17 protein-coding genes are annotated in these 21,818 nt (G+C 44.7%); 9 read left to right on the top strand and 8 right to left on the bottom strand.

All coding sequences use genetic code 11. From position 1 onward, the window contains the following. Window positions 1-6: 6 nt before the first annotated feature. Entirely contained in the window at window positions 7-3,471 is a 3,465-nt protein-coding gene (gene mfd, locus JCM16456_RS10240) for a transcription-repair coupling factor (protein ID WP_068714119.1), read from the bottom strand. Between the two features lie 12 nt (window positions 3,472-3,483). After that, window positions 3,484-4,050, bottom strand: a complete 567-nt coding sequence (locus JCM16456_RS10235; protein WP_068714118.1) for a hypothetical protein — start codon at window positions 4,048-4,050, stop codon at window positions 3,484-3,486. 197 nt (window positions 4,051-4,247) lie between these two features. On the opposite strand from JCM16456_RS10235, the gene lolC reads away from it, so the two are divergent. Genes lolC through lolE form a run of 3 tightly spaced genes read left to right on the top strand, consistent with a single transcriptional unit; the run spans window position 4,248 to window position 7,380 of the window. Further along, window positions 4,248-5,456, top strand: a complete 1,209-nt coding sequence (gene lolC / locus JCM16456_RS10230) for a lipoprotein-releasing ABC transporter permease subunit LolC (RefSeq protein ID WP_068714117.1) — start codon at window positions 4,248-4,250, stop codon at window positions 5,454-5,456. Further along, a complete protein-coding gene (lolD, locus tag JCM16456_RS10225) occupies window positions 5,449-6,135 on the top strand; it encodes a lipoprotein-releasing ABC transporter ATP-binding protein LolD (protein WP_068714116.1) in 687 nt (228 codons plus the stop codon). Before lolC ends, lolD begins: the two co-directional genes overlap by 8 nt. Further along, window positions 6,136-7,380, top strand: coding sequence for a lipoprotein-releasing ABC transporter permease subunit LolE (gene lolE / locus JCM16456_RS10220; protein WP_068714115.1), 1,245 nt, complete (start codon window positions 6,136-6,138; stop codon window positions 7,378-7,380). Between the two features lie 215 nt (window positions 7,381-7,595). On the opposite strand, the gene JCM16456_RS10215 is transcribed toward lolE, so the two are convergent. Then, window positions 7,596-8,117, bottom strand: coding sequence for a DUF2062 domain-containing protein (locus JCM16456_RS10215; RefSeq protein WP_068714114.1), 522 nt, complete (start codon window positions 8,115-8,117; stop codon window positions 7,596-7,598). An 83-nt stretch (window positions 8,118-8,200) separates the two neighbouring features. Between JCM16456_RS10215 and JCM16456_RS10210 the strand changes: the two genes are divergently transcribed. From JCM16456_RS10210 to kdsB, 5 genes are read left to right on the top strand one after another with little or no spacing between them, the layout of a single operon-like run. Beyond that, entirely contained in the window at window positions 8,201-10,354 is a 2,154-nt protein-coding gene (locus tag JCM16456_RS10210; RefSeq protein ID WP_331710531.1) for a DNA internalization-related competence protein ComEC/Rec2, read from the top strand. Window positions 10,355-10,384: 30 nt separating this feature from the next. After that, a complete protein-coding gene (gene msbA / locus JCM16456_RS10205) occupies window positions 10,385-12,139 on the top strand; it encodes a lipid A ABC transporter ATP-binding protein/permease MsbA (protein ID WP_068714112.1) in 1,755 nt (584 codons plus the stop codon). Further along, window positions 12,136-13,143 (top strand): tetraacyldisaccharide 4'-kinase, encoded by a 1,008-nt coding sequence (gene lpxK, locus JCM16456_RS10200; protein ID WP_068714111.1) that lies wholly within the window; start codon window positions 12,136-12,138, stop codon window positions 13,141-13,143. The genes msbA and lpxK overlap by 4 nt, the downstream gene beginning before the upstream one ends. Then, complete coding sequence (locus JCM16456_RS10195; RefSeq protein WP_068714110.1) at window positions 13,124-13,303, top strand: Trm112 family protein; 180 nt, start codon at window positions 13,124-13,126, stop codon at window positions 13,301-13,303. Before lpxK ends, JCM16456_RS10195 begins: the two co-directional genes overlap by 20 nt. 1 nt (window position 13,304) lies before the next feature. Further along, window positions 13,305-14,063: a 3-deoxy-manno-octulosonate cytidylyltransferase gene (gene kdsB, locus JCM16456_RS10190; protein WP_068714109.1), complete on the top strand. Its 759-nt coding sequence runs from the start codon at window positions 13,305-13,307 to the stop codon at window positions 14,061-14,063. A gap of 105 nt (window positions 14,064-14,168) precedes the next feature. Here the strand turns inward: kdsB and JCM16456_RS10185 are convergent, their stop codons facing one another. The 3 genes from JCM16456_RS10185 to JCM16456_RS10175 form a co-directional block, all read right to left on the bottom strand. Further along, the gene (locus JCM16456_RS10185; protein ID WP_068714108.1) at window positions 14,169-15,719 is read right to left on the bottom strand and encodes a SpoVR family protein; all 1,551 of its coding nucleotides are present in this window, start codon (window positions 15,717-15,719) and stop codon (window positions 14,169-14,171) included. Between the two features lie 11 nt (window positions 15,720-15,730). Beyond that, window positions 15,731-17,002: a YeaH/YhbH family protein gene (locus JCM16456_RS10180; RefSeq protein ID WP_068714107.1), complete on the bottom strand. Its 1,272-nt coding sequence runs from the start codon at window positions 17,000-17,002 to the stop codon at window positions 15,731-15,733. A gap of 96 nt (window positions 17,003-17,098) precedes the next feature. Then, window positions 17,099-19,033 carry a PrkA family serine protein kinase gene (locus JCM16456_RS10175; protein WP_068714106.1) on the bottom strand — a complete coding sequence of 645 codons (1,935 nt, stop codon included), beginning with the start codon at window positions 19,031-19,033 and terminating at the stop codon, window positions 17,099-17,101. A 307-nt stretch (window positions 19,034-19,340) separates the two neighbouring features. Between JCM16456_RS10175 and JCM16456_RS10170 the strand changes: the two genes are divergently transcribed. Continuing rightward, window positions 19,341-20,105 carry a MipA/OmpV family protein gene (locus JCM16456_RS10170; protein WP_156430505.1) on the top strand — a complete coding sequence of 255 codons (765 nt, stop codon included), beginning with the start codon at window positions 19,341-19,343 and terminating at the stop codon, window positions 20,103-20,105. A 100-nt stretch (window positions 20,106-20,205) separates the two neighbouring features. Here JCM16456_RS10170 and JCM16456_RS10165 read toward each other — a convergent pair whose 3' ends face one another. Continuing rightward, window positions 20,206-20,706, bottom strand: a complete 501-nt coding sequence (locus tag JCM16456_RS10165; protein ID WP_068714104.1) for a YfbU family protein — start codon at window positions 20,704-20,706, stop codon at window positions 20,206-20,208. Between the two features lie 312 nt (window positions 20,707-21,018). Continuing rightward, on the bottom strand, window positions 21,019-21,759 hold the full coding sequence (pflA, locus tag JCM16456_RS10160) for a pyruvate formate lyase 1-activating protein (protein WP_068714103.1): 741 nt from the start codon (window positions 21,757-21,759) through the stop codon (window positions 21,019-21,021). Window positions 21,760-21,818: the final 59 nt, after the last annotated feature.

The raw sequence follows: 21,818 nt of genomic DNA, 5'->3' as shown, positions 1-21,818 counted from the left end.
ACAGCATTAGGCTGCTGGCAGAAGATTCTGCTCAAATTCGTTTAGCATGTTTGCGACAAAACTCATTCTTTCGCGCCTATCCACTAATGGCAAGGTGAATTTGAATTTAGTTGGGCCGTCCATCGCAAATTGCTTTGGTTGTGCTTGCAGTAGTTTAACCAAAAACATTGGGTTAATGTCAGCATTTGGATAGAACTCGATGTAGCCACCTTTGTCATGAGCTTCAATTTTGCGAACTTTGAGTTGGCCCGCATCGAGCTTCAACTGAGCAATCGCTAATAGATGCTGTGCGGCATCGGGCAGCTTACCGAAGCGGTCAATTAATTCCACTTTTAGCTCTGCTAATTCATCGGCACTGCTCACACTCGCTATCTGTTTGTACATGGATAGGCGTGTATTTACATCTGGAATATACTCCTCAGGCAGCAGTGCGGGAACACGCATTTCCACTTCCGTTTGTTCGCGAAGTAATTCATCCAGCGTTGGCTCCTTACCCGATTTCAGTGCTTCAACCGCTTGGTCAAGCATTTCCATATAGAGCGTAAATCCAACCGATTGGATTTGCCCACTTTGCTCTTCTCCAAGCAGTTCACCTGCGCCGCGAATCTCAAGGTCGTGCGTGGCGAGAGTAAAGCCAGCGCCTAAGTCTTCAAGGGACGCGATGGCTTCAAGACGCTTCACTGCGTCCTTGGTAATCGCTTTTGGCGGTGGCGTTAGCAAATAAGCATAGGCTTGGTGGTGTGAACGACCCACACGACCACGTAACTGATGCAACTGAGCCAGCCCTAGACTATCTGCACGATTAATAATAATCGTATTGGCAGTGGGTACATCGATACCTGTCTCAATGATGGTGGTACACACCAGCAAGTTATAACGCTGGTGATAGAAATCATTCATGATCTTTTCTAGTTCGCGTTCACGCATTTGACCATGGGCAACAGTAATACGGGCTTCAGGAACCAGTTTCTCCAAATCAGCAGCAACTTTGTCTATGGTTTCTACTTGGTTATGTAAGAAATAGATTTGGCCACCACGCGCAACTTCGCGCAAGATCGCTTCACGGACCACGGCGTCTTCGCTCTGACGAACAAAGGTTTTTACGGCTCGGCGTCGAGCCGGTGGTGTCGCAATGATCGATAAGTCACGCATACCACTCATTGCCATGTTAAGCGTACGTGGAATTGGCGTCGCGGTTAAGGTGAGAATGTCTACGTCTGCACGCATCGCTTTCACTTTCTCTTTCTGGCGTACGCCAAAGCGGTGTTCTTCATCGACGATCAATAAGCCCAAATCGGCAAACTTAATCTCACTTGAAAGCAATTTGTGTGTACCGACCACGATATCAACTTTGCCTTCGGCAACGTCTTGGAGAATCTGCTTCTGTTCTTTTGCTGATTTGAAGCGTGACAGCACTTCCACCCGGATAGGTAAGTTGGCAAAACGGTCACGGAAGTTCTCAAAATGTTGTTGAGCTAGCAGGGTAGTAGGTACCAATACCGCGACTTGTTTACTGTTATCTGTCGCAACAAAGGCTGCTCGCATAGCAACTTCGGTTTTACCAAAGCCCACATCACCACAGACTAGGCGATCCATGGCTTTGGCTTGGCACATATCCGACAGCACGGCGTTGATTGCCATGGCTTGATCATCAGTCTCTTCGAATGGGAAACTGCTTTTAAAGGTCGCGTATTGTTCGCGGTCAAGGTGGAATTTATAACCCGGTTTGAGTTCGCGTTTGGCGTATACATCCAATAGTTCTGCCGCCACATCACGTACTTTTTCAGCGGCTTTACGCCGAGCTTTTACCCATGCTTCACCACCCAGCTTATGCAGTGGGGCACTCTCTTCTGCGCCACCGGAATAGCGGCTGATGAGGTTGAGTGACGCAACAGGAACATAGAGTTTCGCTTCGTTTTGGTACTCTAACGTCACATATTCGGTGGTAATGCCACCCGCCTCGAGTGTTTGCAGGCCTAAGTAGCGCCCGATGCCATGATCGATATGGACCACGGGTTGCCCCGGTTTTAACTCGGCAAGGTTACGAATAACCGCATCGCTATTGGTGGTGACTTTACGGTCCTTTTTGCGCCGTTGTAGAACACGATCACCAAGGAGATCGCTTTCGCAAATCAAAGCGACTTGGTTGTCACCATAGATAAAACCATGTTCTGCTGAGCCAATGACCAGTGTGCATTTGCTTTTGCTGTTAAGTGCTTCTTGGAAATTGGCTTCGGTTTTTGGTCGTAACTTGAGTGGTTGCAGCAGTTCAAGTAGTGCTTCACGACGCCCTTGTGATTCAACCGAAAACAGTATTTTGCCAGCAAATTGTTCGGTGAATTGACGCAGTGCTGCCAATGGTTCTTTTTGTTGATGTTTGACTGCTAGCTCTGGTAGCGCGTTAATTGGCATGTTAACGCGCCCAGCTCTCTCTGCGACTGGCTCTCGCTCTAGCTGAATAACGGGAACCGTTTTAAATAAGCCAAACAGCTCATCTTTTTTGAGCCACAGCTCTTCTGGTGGAAGCAGTGGTCGTAGCGGATCAATTTTACGTTGATCATAACGATAAGCTGTGTCGCTCAGAAATTGATCGATGGCCGGTTCTAGGTTACCCACGGCGATGATTTGGCTGCCTTCAGGGAGATAGTCAAATAAGGTTTCAGTATGATCAAAAAAGAGTGGTTGCCAATATTCAATACCGGCAGGCCAAGTGCCTTTGGTCACTTGCATGTAGACTGATTCTGGCTCGCGGCGGGCTTCAAAACGCTGGCGCCAACGGCTGCGAAACTCTTCTATTGCTGTTTCTGCTGTAGGAAATTCGTGAGCAGGCAACAAGCATACATTGTCGATTTCATCGATAGAACGTTGATTTTCCGGATCAAAGGTGCGGATGGTATCAATTTCATCATCGAAAAAATCAAAACGGTAGGGTACTTGGCTGCCCATTGGGAATAGGTCCAAAATCGAACCACGACTGGCGTATTCACCGGGGCTAAATACTTGATCAACATGTCGATAGCCCGAATGTTCGAGCTGAAGGCGCAGTTTTTCGAGAGAAAAACGGTCGCCACGTTTAACCATTAGGGTGTGTTGCAACAAAAAGGAGCGTGGCGATTGGCGCTGCAGTAAAGTGCTGACTGGGACGATCGTAATGCCTTTACCTAGGTTAGGCAGTTGATAAAGACGTGCGATACGCTCAGAGATAATCTCTTGGTGAGGCGAAAAATGATCGTATGGCAAGGTTTCCCAATCAGGGAACATGGCAATGTCACCTTGAATAAACTGCTCGGTTTCATTGAGTAAACGCAGCGCCGTTTGTGGATCTGGAACGGCTAAAATAGTGTGGCTGTTATGCTGGTTAGCCAGTTCTGCAATGGCGAGCGCTAAACTCGCGCCGGGCAAATTGCCATTAAATTTTTTATCTCCAGCTTTGGTTGCGTTTGCTAGAGGGAGTAGTGTTTGTGTTGTCATTGGTAAGGCTTATTATTTTTCTCGATCTAGTGAACGTTGGCGTAACAGTTTTTGCTGTTGATAAAGTGCGGCTTTGATTAACAGATCTTGGTCAACATCGCGCAGTAAATCGTATTTTACCGTAATGATGTGCTGGGTGTCTTTCACTTCACATGCTGCCACATTGCCGTAACAGTAAATTGCGGCTGAAGGGTGTTCTAAAAAGAGCTTTGCGCGCACTTTGGTACCGACCGCTAATGCAGTCGTTGTTGGATAGGTAAACTGACTGGCACCAAATGAAAGGCTTTTATAACGATGTTCTTTGCTGTCCTCTTGGGAAAGCATGAACGTAAGTAATAAATTCAATTTCGCATTCTGTGTATCCAGCAACTGACATACATGCCGAAAATCGTTGCTCTTGATATCTGATTTGGCTTGTTCAGTAAGGCTATCTAGCTGACTAAACTCGCTAGCGACGATGAACGGCGTTGGGATTTCACGAACGAAATCATCAGTGGAAGGCAGAACAAAACTGGCCTCTAGGGGTTCCACATTGATTGTGAGTGCGTGATGCACCGAAAAAAACTCTTGGTCAGTCATATTCTCATTCCTTGTTACGCTTGAGATGATTATCGTCATACTGGTGCAGTAATCAAGGTGTCTTAGTGTTATCTCAGTGAAATAGCCAACAATAAACGTGAGATGAACCGATTCTTACACAGTTTTAGCAAAGAAAAACTACAACCTTCTGCCGATTCCCGCTACAGTAGCGCCATTCTAGTTGTTTGGTTTGTATTATGTTTCACCCGATTTCAACCTTTATTGGTTTACGCTATCTGCGTGGTCGCTCAGGTGATAGGTTTAGTCGATTTGTTTCGTACATGTCCACAGCGGGTATTACCATTGGTGTGATGGCATTAGTGACGGTATTATCCGTGATGAACGGTTTCGAAGGCGAATTGAAAGACCGCATTTTGGGCGTGTTACCACAAGCAGTTATTAGCCAAGACCATGATCAGACGCGTGCGAGCGCGACGCCTCCTTCATTCATATCAAAGCTTTCCACAGCTCGGGCGCCTGAACCCATAATCCGTAGTGAAGCTGTTATCCAAAGTTCAAGTGAACTCACTGCTGGGTTATTGATTGGCATTCAGCCACAAGATAACGATCCGATTGAGCAATATCTCTTGGGCGGTAAAGTTTCTTATTTGCAGCCAAACAGCTATCGAGTATTTATAGGACAAATGTTGGCGCGAGAGCTCAATGTTACTGTAGGTGATAAAGTTCGTTTAATGGTCACAAGTGCGAGTCAGTACACGCCATTTGGTCGCATTCCTAGTCAGCGTAACTTTCTGGTCGCGGGAATTTTCAATACGGGATCTGATGTCGATGGACAGTTAATTATTTCTCATATTGCTGATGCTGGTCGGCTATTGCATTACAGTCAAGACACCATTTCCGGCTGGCGTTTGTTCTTTAATGATCCGTTTGTTGTTGGCGAAATGTCACGTAAGTCGTTGCCAGACGGTTGGCATTGGAGTGACTGGCGCGACCAACGGGGCGAACTCTTCCAAGCCGTTGGCATGGAAAAGAACATGATGGGCTTAATGCTCGGACTCATCGTTGGTGTTGCTGCGTTTAATATTATTTCTGCTCTTATTATGGTGGTTATGGAAAAACAAGCAGAAGTGGCGATTTTGAAAACTCAGGGCATGACCAATCGTCAAGTGCTGGCCATATTTATGGTACAAGGGGCGAGCAGTGGCGTGATTGGCGCGTTGGTAGGCGGTTTACTCGGTGTGGCAGTCGCTGATAATCTCAATACCTTACTTAGTGCGTTAGGCGTGGCATTTTTTGCGTTAGGTAGCACACTTCCTGTTGTTATTGACCCATTACAAATCACGGTCGTGATTTTGCTGGCTATTGCTTTAAGTCTTTTAGCCACTATTTTCCCTGCTTATCGAGCATCATCTGTGAAACCCGCTGAGGCGTTACGTTATGAATAATTTGTTGTCTTGTCAGAATGTATGCAAAACCTATCAAGAAGGCGAGTTCTCCACTCAAGTGCTTAAAGGTGTGAGCTTTGCGCTCAAACCGGGTGAATTGGTTTCAATTGTTGGTTCTTCTGGCTCTGGTAAAAGCACCCTGTTACATGTTTTAGGTGCTTTGGACGATGCAAGTGAAGGGCAGGTTGAGTTTCTTGGTCATGATATGGCGCGTTTGAGCTCAAATCGACAGGCGAAGGTTCGCAATACCCATCTCGGCTTTGTTTATCAGTTTCATCATTTGTTGGCCGACTTTACCGCGTTAGAGAATGTCGCCATGCCGCTTTTGATTGGTGGTAAGAAGGTGGCAGAAGCTAAGCAAGCAGCAAAAGAGTTGCTTGAGCGTGTTGGTCTTGGACATCGTATGCAGCATCGTCCTGCCGAACTTTCCGGTGGTGAACGTCAACGTGTTGCCATCGCACGCGCCCTCGTGAATAAGCCTGATCTTGTGTTAGCTGATGAGCCAACAGGTAATCTTGACCATCAAACCGCACTGTCGATTTACGATTTGATGCGTCAGCTTAATCAAGAGTCCGGCACCGCATTTTTGGTCGTTACTCATGATAGTGAGTTAGCGGGTAAAATGGATCGTCGTATGTTCATGCAAGATGGTTTGTTGCTTGAAAATAAGGAGGCTTAAGTGTTAGGCGGTCTCTCTCTTTTTATTGGTGGTCGTTTTAGCCGAGCCAAGCAGCGTAACAAAATGGTCTCTTTTATTTCGCTTTCGTCCACGATTGGCATTGCTGTTGGTGTTGCAGTGATCATCATTGGTTTATCTGCGATGAACGGTTTTGAGCGTGAATTGAAAAACCGAGTATTGTCAGTCATTCCTCATGGTGAATTTGAAGGGGTGCGAGCACCAATTCAAGACTGGCCTTTGATGGTGAAACAAGCACAGAGCGATCCGAGTGTGATCGCCGCGGCACCTTATGTTCGGTTTACGGCATTAGCAGAGCGAGGCAAGCAGCTTAAAGCGCTTGAGGTTCGTGGCGTTGATCCGAAGCAAGAAGACAAGGTGTCTGATCTTTCTCGTTTTATTAGCGCCGATGTTTGGCAAAATTTTCAACCTAATCAACAGCAGATAATTATTGGTAAAGGGGTGGCGGACAAGCTGAATGTCAAAGTGGGAAATTACATCACCTTGATGATTCCGCAAGTGAATAAAGCCAATAAGGTTGAGGCACCTAAACGAGTTAGGGTAAAAGTCGTTGGTTTACTCACGCTGAATGGACAGATTGACCACAATATTGCGTTGTTACCTATCTCAGATGCGCAGCAGTACACCGACCTTGGTGACAAGGTAACAGGGGTTTCTATTAAGGTTGATGATGTGTTCATGGCGACGGATGTCGTGCGTCGAGTTGGTAAACAGCTCAACGAAATTGTTTACTTGCGCAGTTGGAAGCAGAAGTTTGGCTATTTGTACCGTGACATTGAAATGGTGCGGACCATCATGTATCTGGTCATGGTGCTTGTGATTGGTGTTGCGAGTTTTAATATCGTTTCAACGTTAATGATGGCGGTAAAAGACCGCGCAGCAGAAATCGCTATTTTGCGCACCATGGGGGCTACTGATGGATTAGTGAAGCGGATATTTGTTTGGCAAGGCGTGTTTTCCGGTGTGCTAGGTAGTATTGTCGGTAGCGTCCTTGGCGTGGTATTAGCGATGAATCTCACTCAAATAGTCAAACTAATTGAAGGGATAATTGGCCATCATTTCTTATCCGGTGATATCTATTTTGTCGATTTTCTGCCGTCTCAAGTGGCATTGGCGGATGTGGTATTAGTCTCAGGTACCGCGATTATATTGAGTCTAGTCGCGACTTGGTATCCGGCGAAAAGAGCCAGTAGGCTTAACCCGGCGATCGTTCTTAGTGGTAAATAGAAAAACATCAAAAAGTTAGAATCGATGAAATAAAAAAGGACCGTGAGGTCCTTTTTTATTTTTCATTGTGATAACCAGCGGTTACTCGGTGCGTTTGCATTTTTTTCAAACTAAATCGCTGGTTCACTCGCACCCTACTGGATTGCCTATCGCTCTACGCCGCAAAACTTATAAGCTGCTCAAGCAGATTTGGGGAATGGCGTTGAGATTGCCGCTCAATTCTTACCGAATTTATGGCGACGCTTTTGCCAACTACGCACGACTGAGTAGCGCCATAGACCCATGATGCCAAAGTAGCCCAGAATGGATGCGATGACAGCACTGATGCCACAACCCACTAATAGAGGTAAACAAATCGTATTGAGTTGTTCACGTAGAAACTGCCACGTTAACTCAAAGTGGAAGTTTTGCGGCGGCATTTGCATTACCCAAGCCCCCAGTTTGTAACAGAAATAGAAAATCACAGGCATGGTGACTGGGTTGGTAATCCATACCAATGCAATTGAGAGTGGTAGGTTTACCCCAAACAGCACGGCCAGACCGGCAGCCATGATCATTTGGCTTGGAAGTGGAACAAACGCCATAAATAGACCAACAGCAAATGCCCCGGCTGCGGAGCGTCGATTTAGACACCACAAATTGGGGTTGTATAGCACGTTGCCAAAAATTTTAAGTGCCTTCTGACGTTTAATTAAGTCGTGGTTAGGCATAAACCGCTTAATGAACTTTCTTGGCATAAGGGATCATGACTCGCTTATATAATTATTGGATATTGATTTCGTTCTCGCTCACCATACTCTCTTCAGTCGTTTGGCCTGCAATGCCATCGTGGCAATTGGGCATATTACTGTGCACCTGTTGCATCGTTCTTAGACACTTAAGATGGGGCGCTGGTATTGGGTTTGCTGTGGTGTTGATACTAACACACAGCCAAATATTGAGCGTACAAAAACAAATGATTTTTAAATTTGGGGCGAATATTACCATAACCGCAAAAGTTGACAGCTTTTTTAAAGCAAACCAGAGCGGATATTCGGGGACGGTTAAAATTATTCAAATTAATAATCGGCCTTTGTCATGGTTTCAGCAGCCCCGAGTTTACCTGCGGGCGCCTATTGAACTGAGAAATGGTCAAGTTGCTCGCTTTAAAGTCGCGATTAAGCCTATTTACGGCGTATTAAACGAAGTGGGTTATGATTTTGAAAAACAAGTCATAAGTCAGAGAATAGTCGCTCGTGCGAGTGTTTTGCCAAAATCCTCCTTTGTGGTTAGCTCTTATACGGGAATAAAGGACAAATTATACCGCCATCTTACTCTACTAAGCGCAGATAGTCCGATACAGGGCTTAGTCTTTGCTCTTGTGTTTGGAGACCGTAGCAAAATCAGTGCAGAGCAGTGGCAGCAGTTACGCGATAGCGGTTTGGCTCATTTGGTGGCTATTTCAGGTTTGCATATTGGTATCGCATTTGGTGTCGGCTTTTTTATTGGCAACTTGGTGGGGCGTGGTCATCGATGGCTACTCTGGTCTCCTTGGTTAATGGGCTTTGGGGTAGCTTGGAGTTACGCGTGGCTCGCGGGGTTCACGCTTCCAACCCAAAGAGCGCTCATGATGTGTGCTATACAGGTTATCTTGCTGCTTGCTCAGGTTAAGGTGTCGAGTGTTTGGCGCATTATCGTTACCTTGTCCGGCGTTTTGTTGCTGGACCCTTTTGCCAGTTATTCGAGTAGTTTTTGGTTATCGTTTCTTGCTGTGGTGATGGTGATTGTCTTTGCTCATTCGGTCATGAATATTCGCCATGCTTGGCAAAAGGCGCTGCTGATTCAACTTGGAATGAGCATTGGAATGCTGCCTGTGACCGGTTGGTTTTTCTCTGGTATCAGTGTCGGTTCCTTCTTGTTTAACTTGTTTTTTATCCCTTGGTTTAGCTTTCTATTGGTGCCGCTGGTATTTCTTTTACTCATGACGCTATTGCTTACGAGTGGCTTTAGCGGTTGGTTATGGCAAGCCATTGTGTTGGGATTTACGCCACTGCAATGGGCGTTACCTTTGGCAAAAGGAGGATGGTTACCCTTAAGTCAAACTCTCATCGGCATCATGATGGTTATTGTTGGATTATGGTTGATTCGACATGTCGTTCGTCGTTCTATGCTTGGTTTATTGCTTTTGCTTTGGTTACTGCACGAGGCATTTGCTAAGCCAGAGGAAGGGTGGAGTATTCATGTGTTAGATGTAGGGCATGGGTTAGCGATATTGATTGAACAGCAGGGGCGTGTTGTGATTTACGATACTGGCAGTTCTTGGACCCATGGTAGTTATGCGCAAAGCTTGATTTTACCTATGTTAGCGAGGAGAGGGTGGCAGTTAGACGGCGTAATCCTGAGCCATACTGATAACGACCATAGTGGAGGAAGACAGTGGCTTGAAGAGTCTGCGCCTAATGCATGGCTGCGCGCTAGCCAACGTTTAACTGGGTATCAACCTTGTGTTGCGGGCAGTCATTGGTGGTGGAAGGCGTTACGCTTTGATGTGCTTTGGCCCCCGGCAATGGTTTCTCGCGCCAGTAATCAGCATTCATGTGTTGTCATGGTTAGTGATCTTATTGGGCATCGAATGCTATTAACGGGGGATATAGATGCTGTTGGCGAGTGGTTACTTTCTCGCGGGCGTGACGATTTACATGCTGATGTGATGTTAGTCCCTCATCATGGCAGTCGTACATCATCGACTCGTCATTTTGTTGAAAAGGTGCATCCTAATTGGGCGATTGCATCGGTAGAAAAAGGTGGGCAATGGCGTCTGCCGTCAAAAAATATCGTAAATTTGTATCGTTCTTTAGATTCTGTTTGGCTAGATACGGCTGACTCAGGTCAAATAACTGTTAATTTTCAGACAAGTAAGATAACAATTACAACGAAACGCTCAGATGCTAACCAGCCATGGTATAGGCAGATGCTGCGTAACGGGGTAGAATGACTCCAATTTTTTAATCAGTGATGGATATCCATGTCGATCGATACAGATGAAACCACCTGGCAGACGTTTAAACGCCTGTGGACCTACATTCGCAACTATAAAGCAGGCCTCGTTGTTGCTTGTATTGCTTTAGTTCTTAACGCGGCATCTGATACCTACATGATGTCACTACTAAAACCGTTGCTTGATGAAGGTTTTACTTCTACCGATTCTAACTTTTTGCGTACTTTGCCTTTGATTGTTATCGGAGTCATGTTTCTCCGTGGTACCAGTAGTTTTGTGTCGGCTTATTGTTTGAGCTGGGTTTCCGGTAATGTCGTAATGTCGATGCGCCGCGCTATATTCGGCCAGTTTATGCACATGCCTGTGAGCTTTTTTGATAAAGAATCGACCGGTAGTTTGCTATCGCGTATTACGTACGACTCAGAGCAGGTAGCCGATGCGACCAGTAAAGCATTGGTGAGCATTGTTCGAGAAGGGGCTAGCATTATCGGCTTGTTAACGCTGATGTTCTGGAGTAGCTGGCAGTTATCTCTTGTGTTAATTGTCATTGCGCCAATCGTTGCTATTGCGATTCGCGTGGTTTCGAAGCGTTTTCGTAAGATCTCGAAAAATATGCAAACCGCGATGGGCCATGTGGCAGAATCGGCGGAACAGATGCTGAAAGGTCACAAGGTCGTTTTGAGTTACGGTGGTCAGGCGATTGAACAAGACCGTTTTGATAAAGTCAGCAACCGAATGCGACAGCAGTCAATGAAGTTGGTATCAGCACAAGCGATTGCTAACCCATTGATCCAATTTATTGCATCGTTTGCTGTGGTAGCGGTACTTTATTTAGCAAGCGTTGATGAGATTCGTCAAAGTTTGACTCCAGGTACTTTTACCGTCGTCTTTACTTCCATGTTCTCAATGATGCGTCCTTTGAAGTCACTAACGAATGTAACGTCTCAATTCCAAAAAGGGATGGCTGCAAGCCAAACGTTATTCGGTCTGATGGATCTGGAACGTGAGAAAGACCAAGGTAAATTTGAGTCAGATAAAGTTTCTGGTGATGTAGCGGTGAAAGAGGTTACCTTTACTTACCAAGGTAAAGAGAAGCCAGCGTTACGTAATGTGAGTTTTAATTTGCCAGCCGGGAAAACCGTTGCTTTGGTAGGGCGTTCTGGTTCGGGTAAATCGACCATTGCCAACTTGTTCACCCGTTTTTACGATGTAGACTCAGGTTCAATTACCCTTGATGAACACGACGTGCGAGATTATAAATTGGCGAACTTACGTTGCCATTTTGGTCTTGTTTCACAAAACGTTCACCTCTTTAATGACTCTATCGCAAATAACATCGCGTACGCGGCTGAAGGTGAGTACACCCGTGAACAAATTGAGCATGCTGCTGAGTTAGCCCATGCCATGGAATTCATTAATAACATGCCTCAAGGTCTTGATACGGTTATTGGTGAAAATGGTACGAGTCTATCGGGCGGACAACGCCAGCGTATCGCCATTGCTCGAGCGCTGCTTCGTGATTCGCCAGTGTTGATTCTTGATGAAGCAACGTCTGCTTTGGATACGGAATCAGAACGTGCGATTCAAGCTGCATTAGAAGAGCTACAAAAGAATAAAACGGTATTAGTGATTGCGCACCGTTTATCGACTATTGAGAATGCAGATCAAATCTTAGTGGTTGAAGATGGTGAAATCATTGAACGAGGCAGTCACTCTGAACTGCTGAGTTTAAATGGGGCATACGCCCAGCTACACAGCATTCAGTTTGGTGAAAAAGCGTGATAGAAAAAATCTGGTTTCAACGCTCGGTTCTTTTCTATCTTCTATGGCCACTATTGTGGCCATTGAGCTGCCTATTTTCAAAGGTCAGTCGCTCTCGTCGTCAGGCCTATGCCGATGGGGAAAAAGCACGTTATCGTGCACCTGTACCTGTCGTGGTGGTGGGGAATATCACTGCTGGTGGAAATGGTAAAACCCCTGTTGTTATTTGGCTTGTTGAAACTCTGCTTGCTCTTGGCTACAAACCCGGTGTTGTTTCCCGTGGTTATGGCGCAAAAGCCCTACAATACCCATTGGTGCTTAATGCAACCACTCCTACATCCCATTGCGGAGATGAACCTAAATTAATTCATCAGCGCACTGGCGTACCGGTAGCGGTAGATCCTAACCGTTCTGAAGCGGTAAAATCTTTGCTAAACCAAGGTATTAACATCATTATTACCGATGATGGGTTACAACATTATGCCTTAGAGAGGGATATTGAACTGGTGGTGATTGATGGCGTTCGTCGCTTTGGTAATCAACACTTGATTCCTCTTGGCCCGTTAAGAGAGCCGATGTCTCGCTTAGGACAAGTGGATTTCAAAATCACGAATGGTGGACAGGCTCAGGACTCTGAAATTGCCATGTCGTTACGTCCTGATGATGCTGTCAATCTTGTGACAGGTGAGCGATGCAGTGCAGCATCGTTAACTCGCTTAGTTGCTTTTGCAGGTATTGGTCATCCACCACGATTTTTTAATACTCTCAAACAGTTGGGAGCTAATCCTTTGGTTACAAAGTCGTTCTCTGATCATGAGGACTTTTCGCCAGCCGAGCTAGAAGCGCTCGATCAACGTGGTGACAATCTGATCATGACCGAGAAAGATGCGGTTAAATGCGCGCATATTGCTAAAGAAAATTGGTGGTATTTGCCGGTGACTGCAACTTTAGCAGCGCCAGATGCGGAGCGCATCATTCATAAAATACAAGAGGTAATGGAACACTATGGATCATCGACTACTTGAGATCGTTGCTTGTCCTGTCTGCAAAAGTAGACTGGTTTACGATAAAGAAAAACAAGAGCTTATTTGTAAAGCTGACCGACTTGCTTATCCGATCAAAGATGGTATTCCTGTTTTACTAGAAACGGAAGCTCGCACTATGTCGATGGATGAGGGGCGTTAATATGTCTTTCACCGTGGTGATTCCATCGCGTTATCATTCGTCACGTTTACCTGCGAAACCATTAGCTGACATTTGTGGTAAGCCTATGGTGCAGTGGGTGTATGAACAAGCCAGTTTAGCTGGTGCTGAGCAGGTGATTGTTGCTACTGACGATCAGCGTATTGCTGACGTTGTCACTGGTTTTGGTGGCCAAGTGTGCATGACATCTTCCGATCACCAGTCTGGAACTGAACGTTTAGCGGAAGTCGTTAAACTGATGGGCATTGCAGACGATCAGATTATCGTGAATGTGCAGGGTGATGAACCACTCATACCGCCATCCATTATTGGCCAAGTGGCGGATAATTTGGCTAATAGTGTGGCTCCTATGGCGACATTAGGCATCGAAATTACCGAAGAGTCTGAGGTCTTTAATCCGAATGCGGTTAAAGTGGTCACGGATAAAGATGGGTATGCTCTCTATTTTAGTCGTGCTTCTATCCCTTGGGATCGTAATAATTACGCGGCTGAACCGAAGCAAATTACTCGCCCATTGTTACGCCACATAGGTATTTACGCGTATCGTGCTGGTTTCATTAACACTTACGTGAATTGGCAACCAAGCCAGCTTGAACAGATAGAGAGTTTAGAGCAGCTGCGAGTACTATGGTACGGTGAGAAAATTCATGTTGATGTGGCCAAAGAAGCACCGCCTGCTGGCGTTGATACCCTAGAAGATTTAGAAGCAGTAAGACACATTGTGGCACAGCGTAAAGCTTAATTTGCCGTGACCAACAGGGTAGAGGCATCAACCACAATTGATGAAAAGGCTCCATAATGGAGCCTTTTGATTAGGTGTTAAGTGATTTAATGTTTTGAGCCCCAATCATATGCGAGTGTCGTAATCGTTACGTTTAGGGCAGGTTGAGAGGATTTCCCTTCTTCCAGTGTCTTTTACCTCCTCTAATTTCACTTCAAACCCCCATAGACGATGAAGATGTTTCAATACTTCGTCATAACTAGGGTCTAATGGAATGCGATCATGTGGCACATATTGAAGTGTCAACGAACGATCACCACGGACATCCACATTGTAGATTTGGATGTTGGGCTCGAGATTGCTCAAGTTATATTGAGCCGCGAGCTTTTCACGAATAGCACGGTAGCCCGTGTCATCATGAATCGCACTAACTTCGATAAAGTTCTTTCGGTCATCATCGTCAATTGCAAACAATTTGAAATCGCGAATTATCTTAGGTGATAAATATTGGCTAATGAAACTTTCATCCTTAAAGTTACGCATGGCGAAGTGTACCGCTTCTAACCATGGAGTCCCCGCTAGGTTAGGGAACCATTCATAATCTTCTTGGGTCGGATTTTCACATATACGCTTAATGTCTTGGAACATGGCAAAACCAAGCGCATAAGGGTTTATCCCACTGTAATAAGGACTGTTGTATGGTGGTTGTGCCACTACGCTGGTGTGGCTGTGAAGGAATTCAAGAATGAATTTATCAGACACAAAACCTTCATCGTAAAGGTGATTTAAAATGGTGTAGTGCCAGAACGTTGCCCATCCCTCATTCATGACTTGGGTCTGCTTTTGAGGGTAGAAGTATTGGCTCACTTTACGCACAATACGTACGATCTCACGTTGCCAAGATTCCAACAATGGTGCATGTTTTTCAATAAAATAGAGAATATTTTCCTGAGGTTCACTTGGAAAACGTTTTACACTCGCATCCTCTTTTTCCTTTTTAGGTACCGTACGCCAAAGTTCATTCACTTGCGATTGAAGATACGCCTCACGTTCTTCTTGGCGCGCTTTCTCTTCTGCAATGGAAATTTTTTCTGGGCGTTTGTATCGGTCGACACCATAGTTCATTAGGGCGTGACAAGAGTCGAGCAGTTTTTCAACCTCTTTTTCACCGTACTTTTCTTCACATTTGCGAATGTAGTTTTTCGCAAAAAGTAGGTAATCAATGATGGACGACGCATCAGTCCAAGTTTGAAACAAATAGTTCCCTTTAAAGAAAGAGTTATGACCGTAGCAGGCATGGGCCATCACTAACGCCTGCATTGTGACCGTGTTTTCTTCCATTAAATAGGCGATACAAGGGTCGGAGTTAATTACAATTTCATAAGCTAACCCCATTTGACCATGCTTATAACCCTGTTCCGTTTGAATAAACTTTTTACCAAACGACCAGTGGTTATAATTGATCGGCATCCCGATGCTGGAATACGCATCCATCATCTGTTCAGAGGTGATTACCTCAATTTGATTGGTATACGTGTCCAGTTTATAGTGCTCAGCCACACGACGAATCTCGGTGTGGTACTGCTCTAGCAAATCAAATGTCCAGTCGGGTCCGTCTGGCAGCATACGACTTTTATCGGGAGCGCTAGATTTCGCTGATTTAGTTTTTGTCACCATATATGACCTCCCTATGCTGTCTCTTTATGGAATAGCTCTCTAAAGACGGGGTAGATATCATCTGTACTCCGAATGTTTTTGATAGCAAAGTTTCCAAAAGACTCCTGAAGTTTTTCATACTCGTGCCATAAGGTTTGATGTGAGCGACGAGTAATTTCAATGTAGGAATAGTAGCGGCACAGTGGAAGCAATTTCTCACTGAGCAACTCTTTACAGCGTGGTGAGTCATCAGCCCAGTTATCACCATCTGAGGCTTGCGCTGCATAAATGTTCCATTCACCATTGGGATAACGTTTTTCCACGATCTCCTGCATAAGTTTTAGAGCACTCGACACTATGGTGCCCCCGGTCTCTTGGGAATAGAAGAATTCGTGCTCATCGACTTCTTTCGCCTGAGTGTGGTGACGAATGAAGACGACTTCAACATTTTCATATTTACGGGTTAAAAATAGATACAGCAGCACGTAGAAGCGCTTAGCAATATCTTTGGTTGCCTGGTCCATTGAGCCAGAGACATCCATCAAGCAAAACATGACCGCTTGGCTTGAAGGTATTGGGCGTCGTTCATAGTTTTTGAAGCGTAAGTCGAAAGTGTCAATAAATGGCACACTTTCAATTTTTTTACGTAGCTCTTCAATCTCTTCTTTGATGCGAGTTTCTTCCAACAACTGCGCTGGCTCAGTGTGTTGAATTCTCTCGAGTTCATCTTCTAACTCGTGCAGTAATCGGCGTTTCCCTGCGGTCATTGCTGTACGACGAGCTAATGATTGTTGCAGTGAACGCACTATCGCTATGTTGGTGGGCACCCCTGCGGTGTTGTAACCAGCTCGGTGACTTTTCCACTCAGTAATTTTATTGACTTGGTTTTTTTCAAGATTTGGCAACTCAAGATCTTCAAATAGAAGATCCAAATATTCGTCTTTGGAAATTTGGAAAACAAAATCGTCTTCGCCTTCTCCATCGGCACTGGCATCACCCTCACCAGAACCGCCGCCTCCTTGACCACCTTTGGGACGCTCTATTTTGTCGCCACGAATAAATTGGTCATTACCTGGATGAACACGTTCACGCTCACCCCCTTTTCCTTGATGGAAAGAAGGCTCACTGATGTCACGATTTGGAATGGATACATCTTCACCTGTATCCGTATTGGTAATAGAACGACGATGTACAGCGTCTGCTACCGATTCCTTAATTTGATCTTTATAGCGACGCAAAAAGCGCTGTCTGTTCACTGCGCTTTTATTCTTGCCGTTCAATCTTCTATCGATAAATTGCGCCATGTGTTTCCCCTTTTAACGACAAATGGGTACCTTTAGATTAAGTTTTCCTCATCACGGCGTCCTGCCGTGATGAGGGGCTAAAGGGCCATAGGAGGGTTATGAGGATTTACGAACTCGTAGATACCATTCAGAGAGCAAGCGCACTTGTTTCTCTGTATAACCTTTCTCCATCATACGAGCGACAAAGTCGTCGTGTTTCTTCTGATCTTCTGAAGAGGTTTTCGCATTAAAGGAGATAACTGGCAGCAGCTCTTCGGTATTAGAGAACATTTTCTTCTCAATGACCGTGCGCAGTTTTTCGTAGCTGGTCCAAAGTGGATTGTTGCCATTGTTATTGGCGCGAGCACGCAACACAAAGTTGACGATTTCATTACGGAAATCTTTAGGGTTGCTAATGCCTGCTGTTTTTTCAATTTTTTCCAGCTCGCTGTTTAGCGCTGAACGGTCGAACAATTGTCCGGTTTCTGGGTCACGGTACTCTTGGTCTTGAATCCAGAAGTCAGCATAAGTTACATAACGGTCGAAGATATTTTGACCGTACTCAGAGTAAGACTCTAGATATGCGGTTTGGATTTCTTTACCGATAAAGTCCACGTAACGGGGGACTAAGTAACCTTTAACAAATTCGAGGTAACGTTCAGCAACATCTTGAGGGAATTGCTCTCTTTCGATTTGCTGTTCGATAACATAGAACAAGTGAACCGGGTTAGCCGCGACTTCACCATGGTCGAAGTTAAAGACACGAGACAGAATCTTAAACGCAAAACGAGTGGATAGACCTGCCATGCCTTCATCAATACCGGCATAATCTCGGTACTCTTGATAACTCTTCGCTTTTGGATCGGTGTCTTTTAACGTTTCCCCATCGTATACCCTCATTTTGGAGAAAATAGACGAGTTTTCAGGAGCTTTTAAGCGAGAAAGTACACTAAATTGTGCTAAAAGATCTAAGGTGCTTGGCGCGCATGGAGCATGAGATAGTTCACTGTGATCCAACAGTTTTTGATAAATCTTAACTTCTTCAGAAACACGTAAACAGTAAGGGACTTTGACGATGTAAACACGGTCTAAGAACGCTTCATTGTTTTTGTTGTTTCTAAAGGCTTGCCATTCGGATTCGTTTGAGTGAGCCAAGATCATACCATCAAATGGCAATGCAGATAGCCCTTCTGTACCGTTGTAGTTGCCTTCTTGGGTCGCGGTCAAGAGTGGGTGTAGCACCTTGATAGGCGCCTTAAACATTTCCACGAATTCCATCAAACCTTGGTTAGCTCGACACAATGCACCGGAGTAGCTGTATGCATCAGGATCATCTTGAGAATAGTGTTCTAGTTTGCGGATATCGACCTTACCGACCAATGAAGAAATATCTTGGTTGTTTTCATCCCCAGGTTCGGTTTTGGCGACCGCGATTTGGTCTAAGATAGATGGACGAACTTTTACTACTTTAAACTTAGTGATATCGCCACCAAATTCATGAAGACGCTTAGCTGCCCAAGGGGACATAATTGAACGCAAATAACGTTTATCAATGCCGTACTCTTCTTTTAGAAGTGAGCCGTCTTCATTGACATCGAACAAACAGAAAGGGTGGTCGTTAACTGGGCTACGTTCACCATCTGCTGACAAAATATAGATTGGACATTGTTGCATCAAGGCTTTTAATTTTTCAGCCAAAGATGATTTACCACCACCTACTGGACCTAGCAGATAAAGGATCTGCTTACGTTCTTCTAGGCCTTGAGCTGCGTGTCTTAGGTAAGAAACAATTTGTTCTATGGCTTCCTCCATGCCATAAAACTCTTTAAAAGGTTCGTAACGTGAAACAACTCGGTTTGAAAAAATTCTACTTAGACGAGGGTGCTTAGATGTGTCTACCAGTTCAGGTTCCCCGATAGCTAACAACAAACGCTCTGCGGCGTTAGCATAAGCACTTTTGTCTTCTTTACATAGAGCTAGAAACTCTTGTATTGATAACTCTTCGTCCTTGGCTGCTTCATAGCGCGCCTGAAAGTGGTCAAAAATACTCATAGTGATTCCCCTCTAGAAATGTCTATTGACATACAACCGCTTAAAACACAAATCCCTAACAATCTAAGCCTAGTTCCAAACATACGATTTTGCTTAACAATTATGCATTTATTTCAAAATCGTGATGGTTGTATCGTGTTTACATATTTGCCATTATTAGGTTGGATATGAATCTTACTGATTATATTTTGGGTCTATACGAGAAGCGGTTTACCTTTACAACACGATATCCATAGGTATTACTCGCACAAATATTGTTAAGTAAGTGTGATTTATCTACCAATTTTACTGAACGAGGATTGAAAAAGTGCAAACAAAAATGGCTGGCCGCTTGGCTAAGACCGCGATCATGTTAGCGATCGGTTGTACAAGTTTTGCTCATGCTGCGGGTACGCGGTGGTCTGTTGGTGTTGGTGCGGGTGTCTCTTCGGAGTTGTATAAGGATACTGATTACACTACTGGTTCGACCCTTGTGGGAGGCTATGAAGGCGACTATGTTTATTTTCGTGGTCGTGAATTAGGCTATCGAGTATTACCCCAAGATTCTGCACAAAACTTTTCATTACGCCTGATTTATGATGGCCGTCATTTTGACCCGTCTGATTCAGATGATCGTCAAATGCGAGAACTTGATAAACGCCACGCTACGGGCTTAATTGGTCCAAAATACGAATTACGTTTGCCACTTGGTAAACTTGAGGTTGGCGCTGCAATTGAATTTACCGGTGAGCATGATGGTTATATGGCACATGCTGGATGGAGCTATCCAATCATTGCTGGCCCGTGGGGGGTGATTCCGGGTATTGGTTACGAATACAACTCAAGCAAAATGACGAACTATCTTTACGGTGTTTCTGCCGGTGAAGCGAGTCGTTCTGGGTTGGATCAATATGATGCTGATGGCGCGGGACAGTTTTATATCGGTTTGAATGGTTTTTACCATCTTACTGACAATGTGCGTTTTGACGCAGGGCTGCGTTTAACTTCATACGACAGTGAAATAGAGGATAGCCCTATGGTTTCACATGGCGAGAATGTGGCATTTTTTACAGGGGCTTCTTACCTGTTTTAGTGTTTCCATCTGACAATCATCTGTGCGTAGATAATAAAAAACAGGGAGCGAAACACGCTCCCTGTTTTTAGTTCTGAATTCCGTTAGGGGGACGTTACGTTTAAGCTCCAAAAATTTGATGCAATTCACTAGCGGATAGGTGATATTGACGCGGACATTTTTTCCACACGGTTAGCATGCGGTGGTACTTCTCAACCATAGGTATTTGACTATTAAATCCATGCTCGCCTTGATCAAATTGGGTATAGAGACCTTCGCTGGAAACCAAGAAACGGACGTATTGAACAAGCTGGCCTTCGGTTGCCGCGTCAAATCCCAAAAATATTAAGCGGCGTTGGTCGACATCGGATTGAGCGGATTCAGGAAGCATATTGTATGATTCCTGCATAGCGTGGTACATCTCCATGATATCAATAACTTCACGGCAAGTTTGTTCAGATAAGCAACCAAATTCTTTGTTTAACTCTTTCATCTGTAGGTCATACCCACGTTCAACAATGGTTTTTAAACGTTGATATTTGGCGCTATTAGCTGGATCCAGCTGACTCATTAGAGTGTATTGGTTCGACAAGATTAGACGTTGAGCGTTAGTCATTTCCATGGTGGCCTCACTAAATGAAAAGGTTTAAATTTTGTGTTTATGGGATCAGATTACCGTGATAGCCGCTCGATAAATATGATCTAAACACATATTTAGTGAACAAATATTTGAAAATGGCTAAAAAATCGTGCTACTGAATTGCGAGTGCAATTGTGAGGGACTTTGGCTGCTAACTAGAGCAAAAATGACCTCCCAAGAGGTCACCTAAAATAGCAAAGGTCAGCACAGTGCTGACCTTTGGGGAATATTGTTAAGACGGCTAATTAGCCGAGTACTCAACCTGTTAGTACTAAACTCTTAGTACTTAAACGCTTAGTACTTAACGACAGGATGGTACTCTAACAGGATGTTTTTGATGCGTTCCATTGTCTCTTTAGGTGGCGGATTAACGCCTTCCAAAGGATAAACTTCACCCATGGCTTCCCATTTATGAGCGCCTAGCTTGTGATATGGCAACATTTCAATTTTTTCAATGTTGCTCATTTCTTTAATGAATTGACCTAGCAAATGGGCTGATTCATCGTCATCGGTGTAGCCAGGGACGACAACATAACGAATCCACGTTTTCTTACCAATCTTGTTAAGGTATCGCGCAAAGTCCAAAACACGTTTATTGGAAACGCCAACCAAATTTTGGTGTACGTCATCTTTGATCTGCTTAATATCCAGCATCACTAGATCCGTGACGTCGAGTACTTCGTCGATAACGGGAGTGTACTTACGTACATACCCGTTGGTGTCCAAACAGGTGTGGATACCCTCAGCATGGGCAGCAGTAAATAGGTCACGAACGAATTCAGGTTGAAGTAACGATTCACCACCGGAACAGGTGATACCACCACCAGACGCTTTCATAAAGTGACGATAGCTTTTCGCTTCTTGGATGATCTCTTCCACAGAAGATTCTTTACCATCATGCACATCCCATGTGTCTCGGTTATGGCAATACTTACAACGGAATAGGCATCCTTGTAGGAAAATAATAAAACGGATTCCTGGACCATCGACAGTACCGCAGGTTTCATAGGAATGTATACGACCAGTAGTAGACATGTGCAGCTCTTCTTCTTGGAGGTTCTTGGGTGTTATTTTATTACAAACCAACAGGATAA

It is taken from the genome of Vibrio tritonius (assembly GCF_001547935.1).
GTDB lineage: Bacteria > Pseudomonadota > Gammaproteobacteria > Enterobacterales > Vibrionaceae > Vibrio > Vibrio tritonius.
Note: the sequence above shows the minus strand (reverse complement) of the source record. Positions and strands in the feature narration are given on the sequence as shown.

Bases quoted from the DNA above. Each gene is read 5' to 3' on its own strand.
- JCM16456_RS10175 (WP_068714106.1), bottom strand. From the start codon at position 19,033: ATGAGTATTTTTGACCACTTTCAGGCGCGCTATGAAGCAGCCAAGGAC.
- lolC (WP_068714117.1), top strand. From the start codon at position 4,248: ATGTTTCACCCGATTTCAACCTTTATTGGTTTACGCTATCTGCGTGGT.
- JCM16456_RS10235 (WP_068714118.1), bottom strand. From the start codon at position 4,050: ATGACTGACCAAGAGTTTTTTTCGGTGCATCACGCACTCACAATCAAT.
- JCM16456_RS10185 (WP_068714108.1), bottom strand. From the start codon at position 15,719: ATGGTGACAAAAACTAAATCAGCGAAATCTAGCGCTCCCGATAAAAGT.
- JCM16456_RS10195 (WP_068714110.1), top strand. From the start codon at position 13,124: ATGGATCATCGACTACTTGAGATCGTTGCTTGTCCTGTCTGCAAAAGT.
- JCM16456_RS10165 (WP_068714104.1), bottom strand. From the start codon at position 20,706: ATGGAAATGACTAACGCTCAACGTCTAATCTTGTCGAACCAATACACT.
- JCM16456_RS10210 (WP_331710531.1), top strand. From the start codon at position 8,201: ATGCCATCGTGGCAATTGGGCATATTACTGTGCACCTGTTGCATCGTT.
- pflA (WP_068714103.1), bottom strand. From the start codon at position 21,759: ATGTCTACTACTGGTCGTATACATTCCTATGAAACCTGCGGTACTGTC.
- msbA (WP_068714112.1), top strand. From the start codon at position 10,385: ATGTCGATCGATACAGATGAAACCACCTGGCAGACGTTTAAACGCCTG.
- JCM16456_RS10180 (WP_068714107.1), bottom strand. From the start codon at position 17,002: ATGGCGCAATTTATCGATAGAAGATTGAACGGCAAGAATAAAAGCGCA.
- JCM16456_RS10215 (WP_068714114.1), bottom strand. From the start codon at position 8,117: ATGCCAAGAAAGTTCATTAAGCGGTTTATGCCTAACCACGACTTAATT.
- kdsB (WP_068714109.1), top strand. From the start codon at position 13,305: ATGTCTTTCACCGTGGTGATTCCATCGCGTTATCATTCGTCACGTTTA.
- mfd (WP_068714119.1), bottom strand. From the start codon at position 3,471: ATGACAACACAAACACTACTCCCTCTAGCAAACGCAACCAAAGCTGGA.
- lolD (WP_068714116.1), top strand. From the start codon at position 5,449: ATGAATAATTTGTTGTCTTGTCAGAATGTATGCAAAACCTATCAAGAA.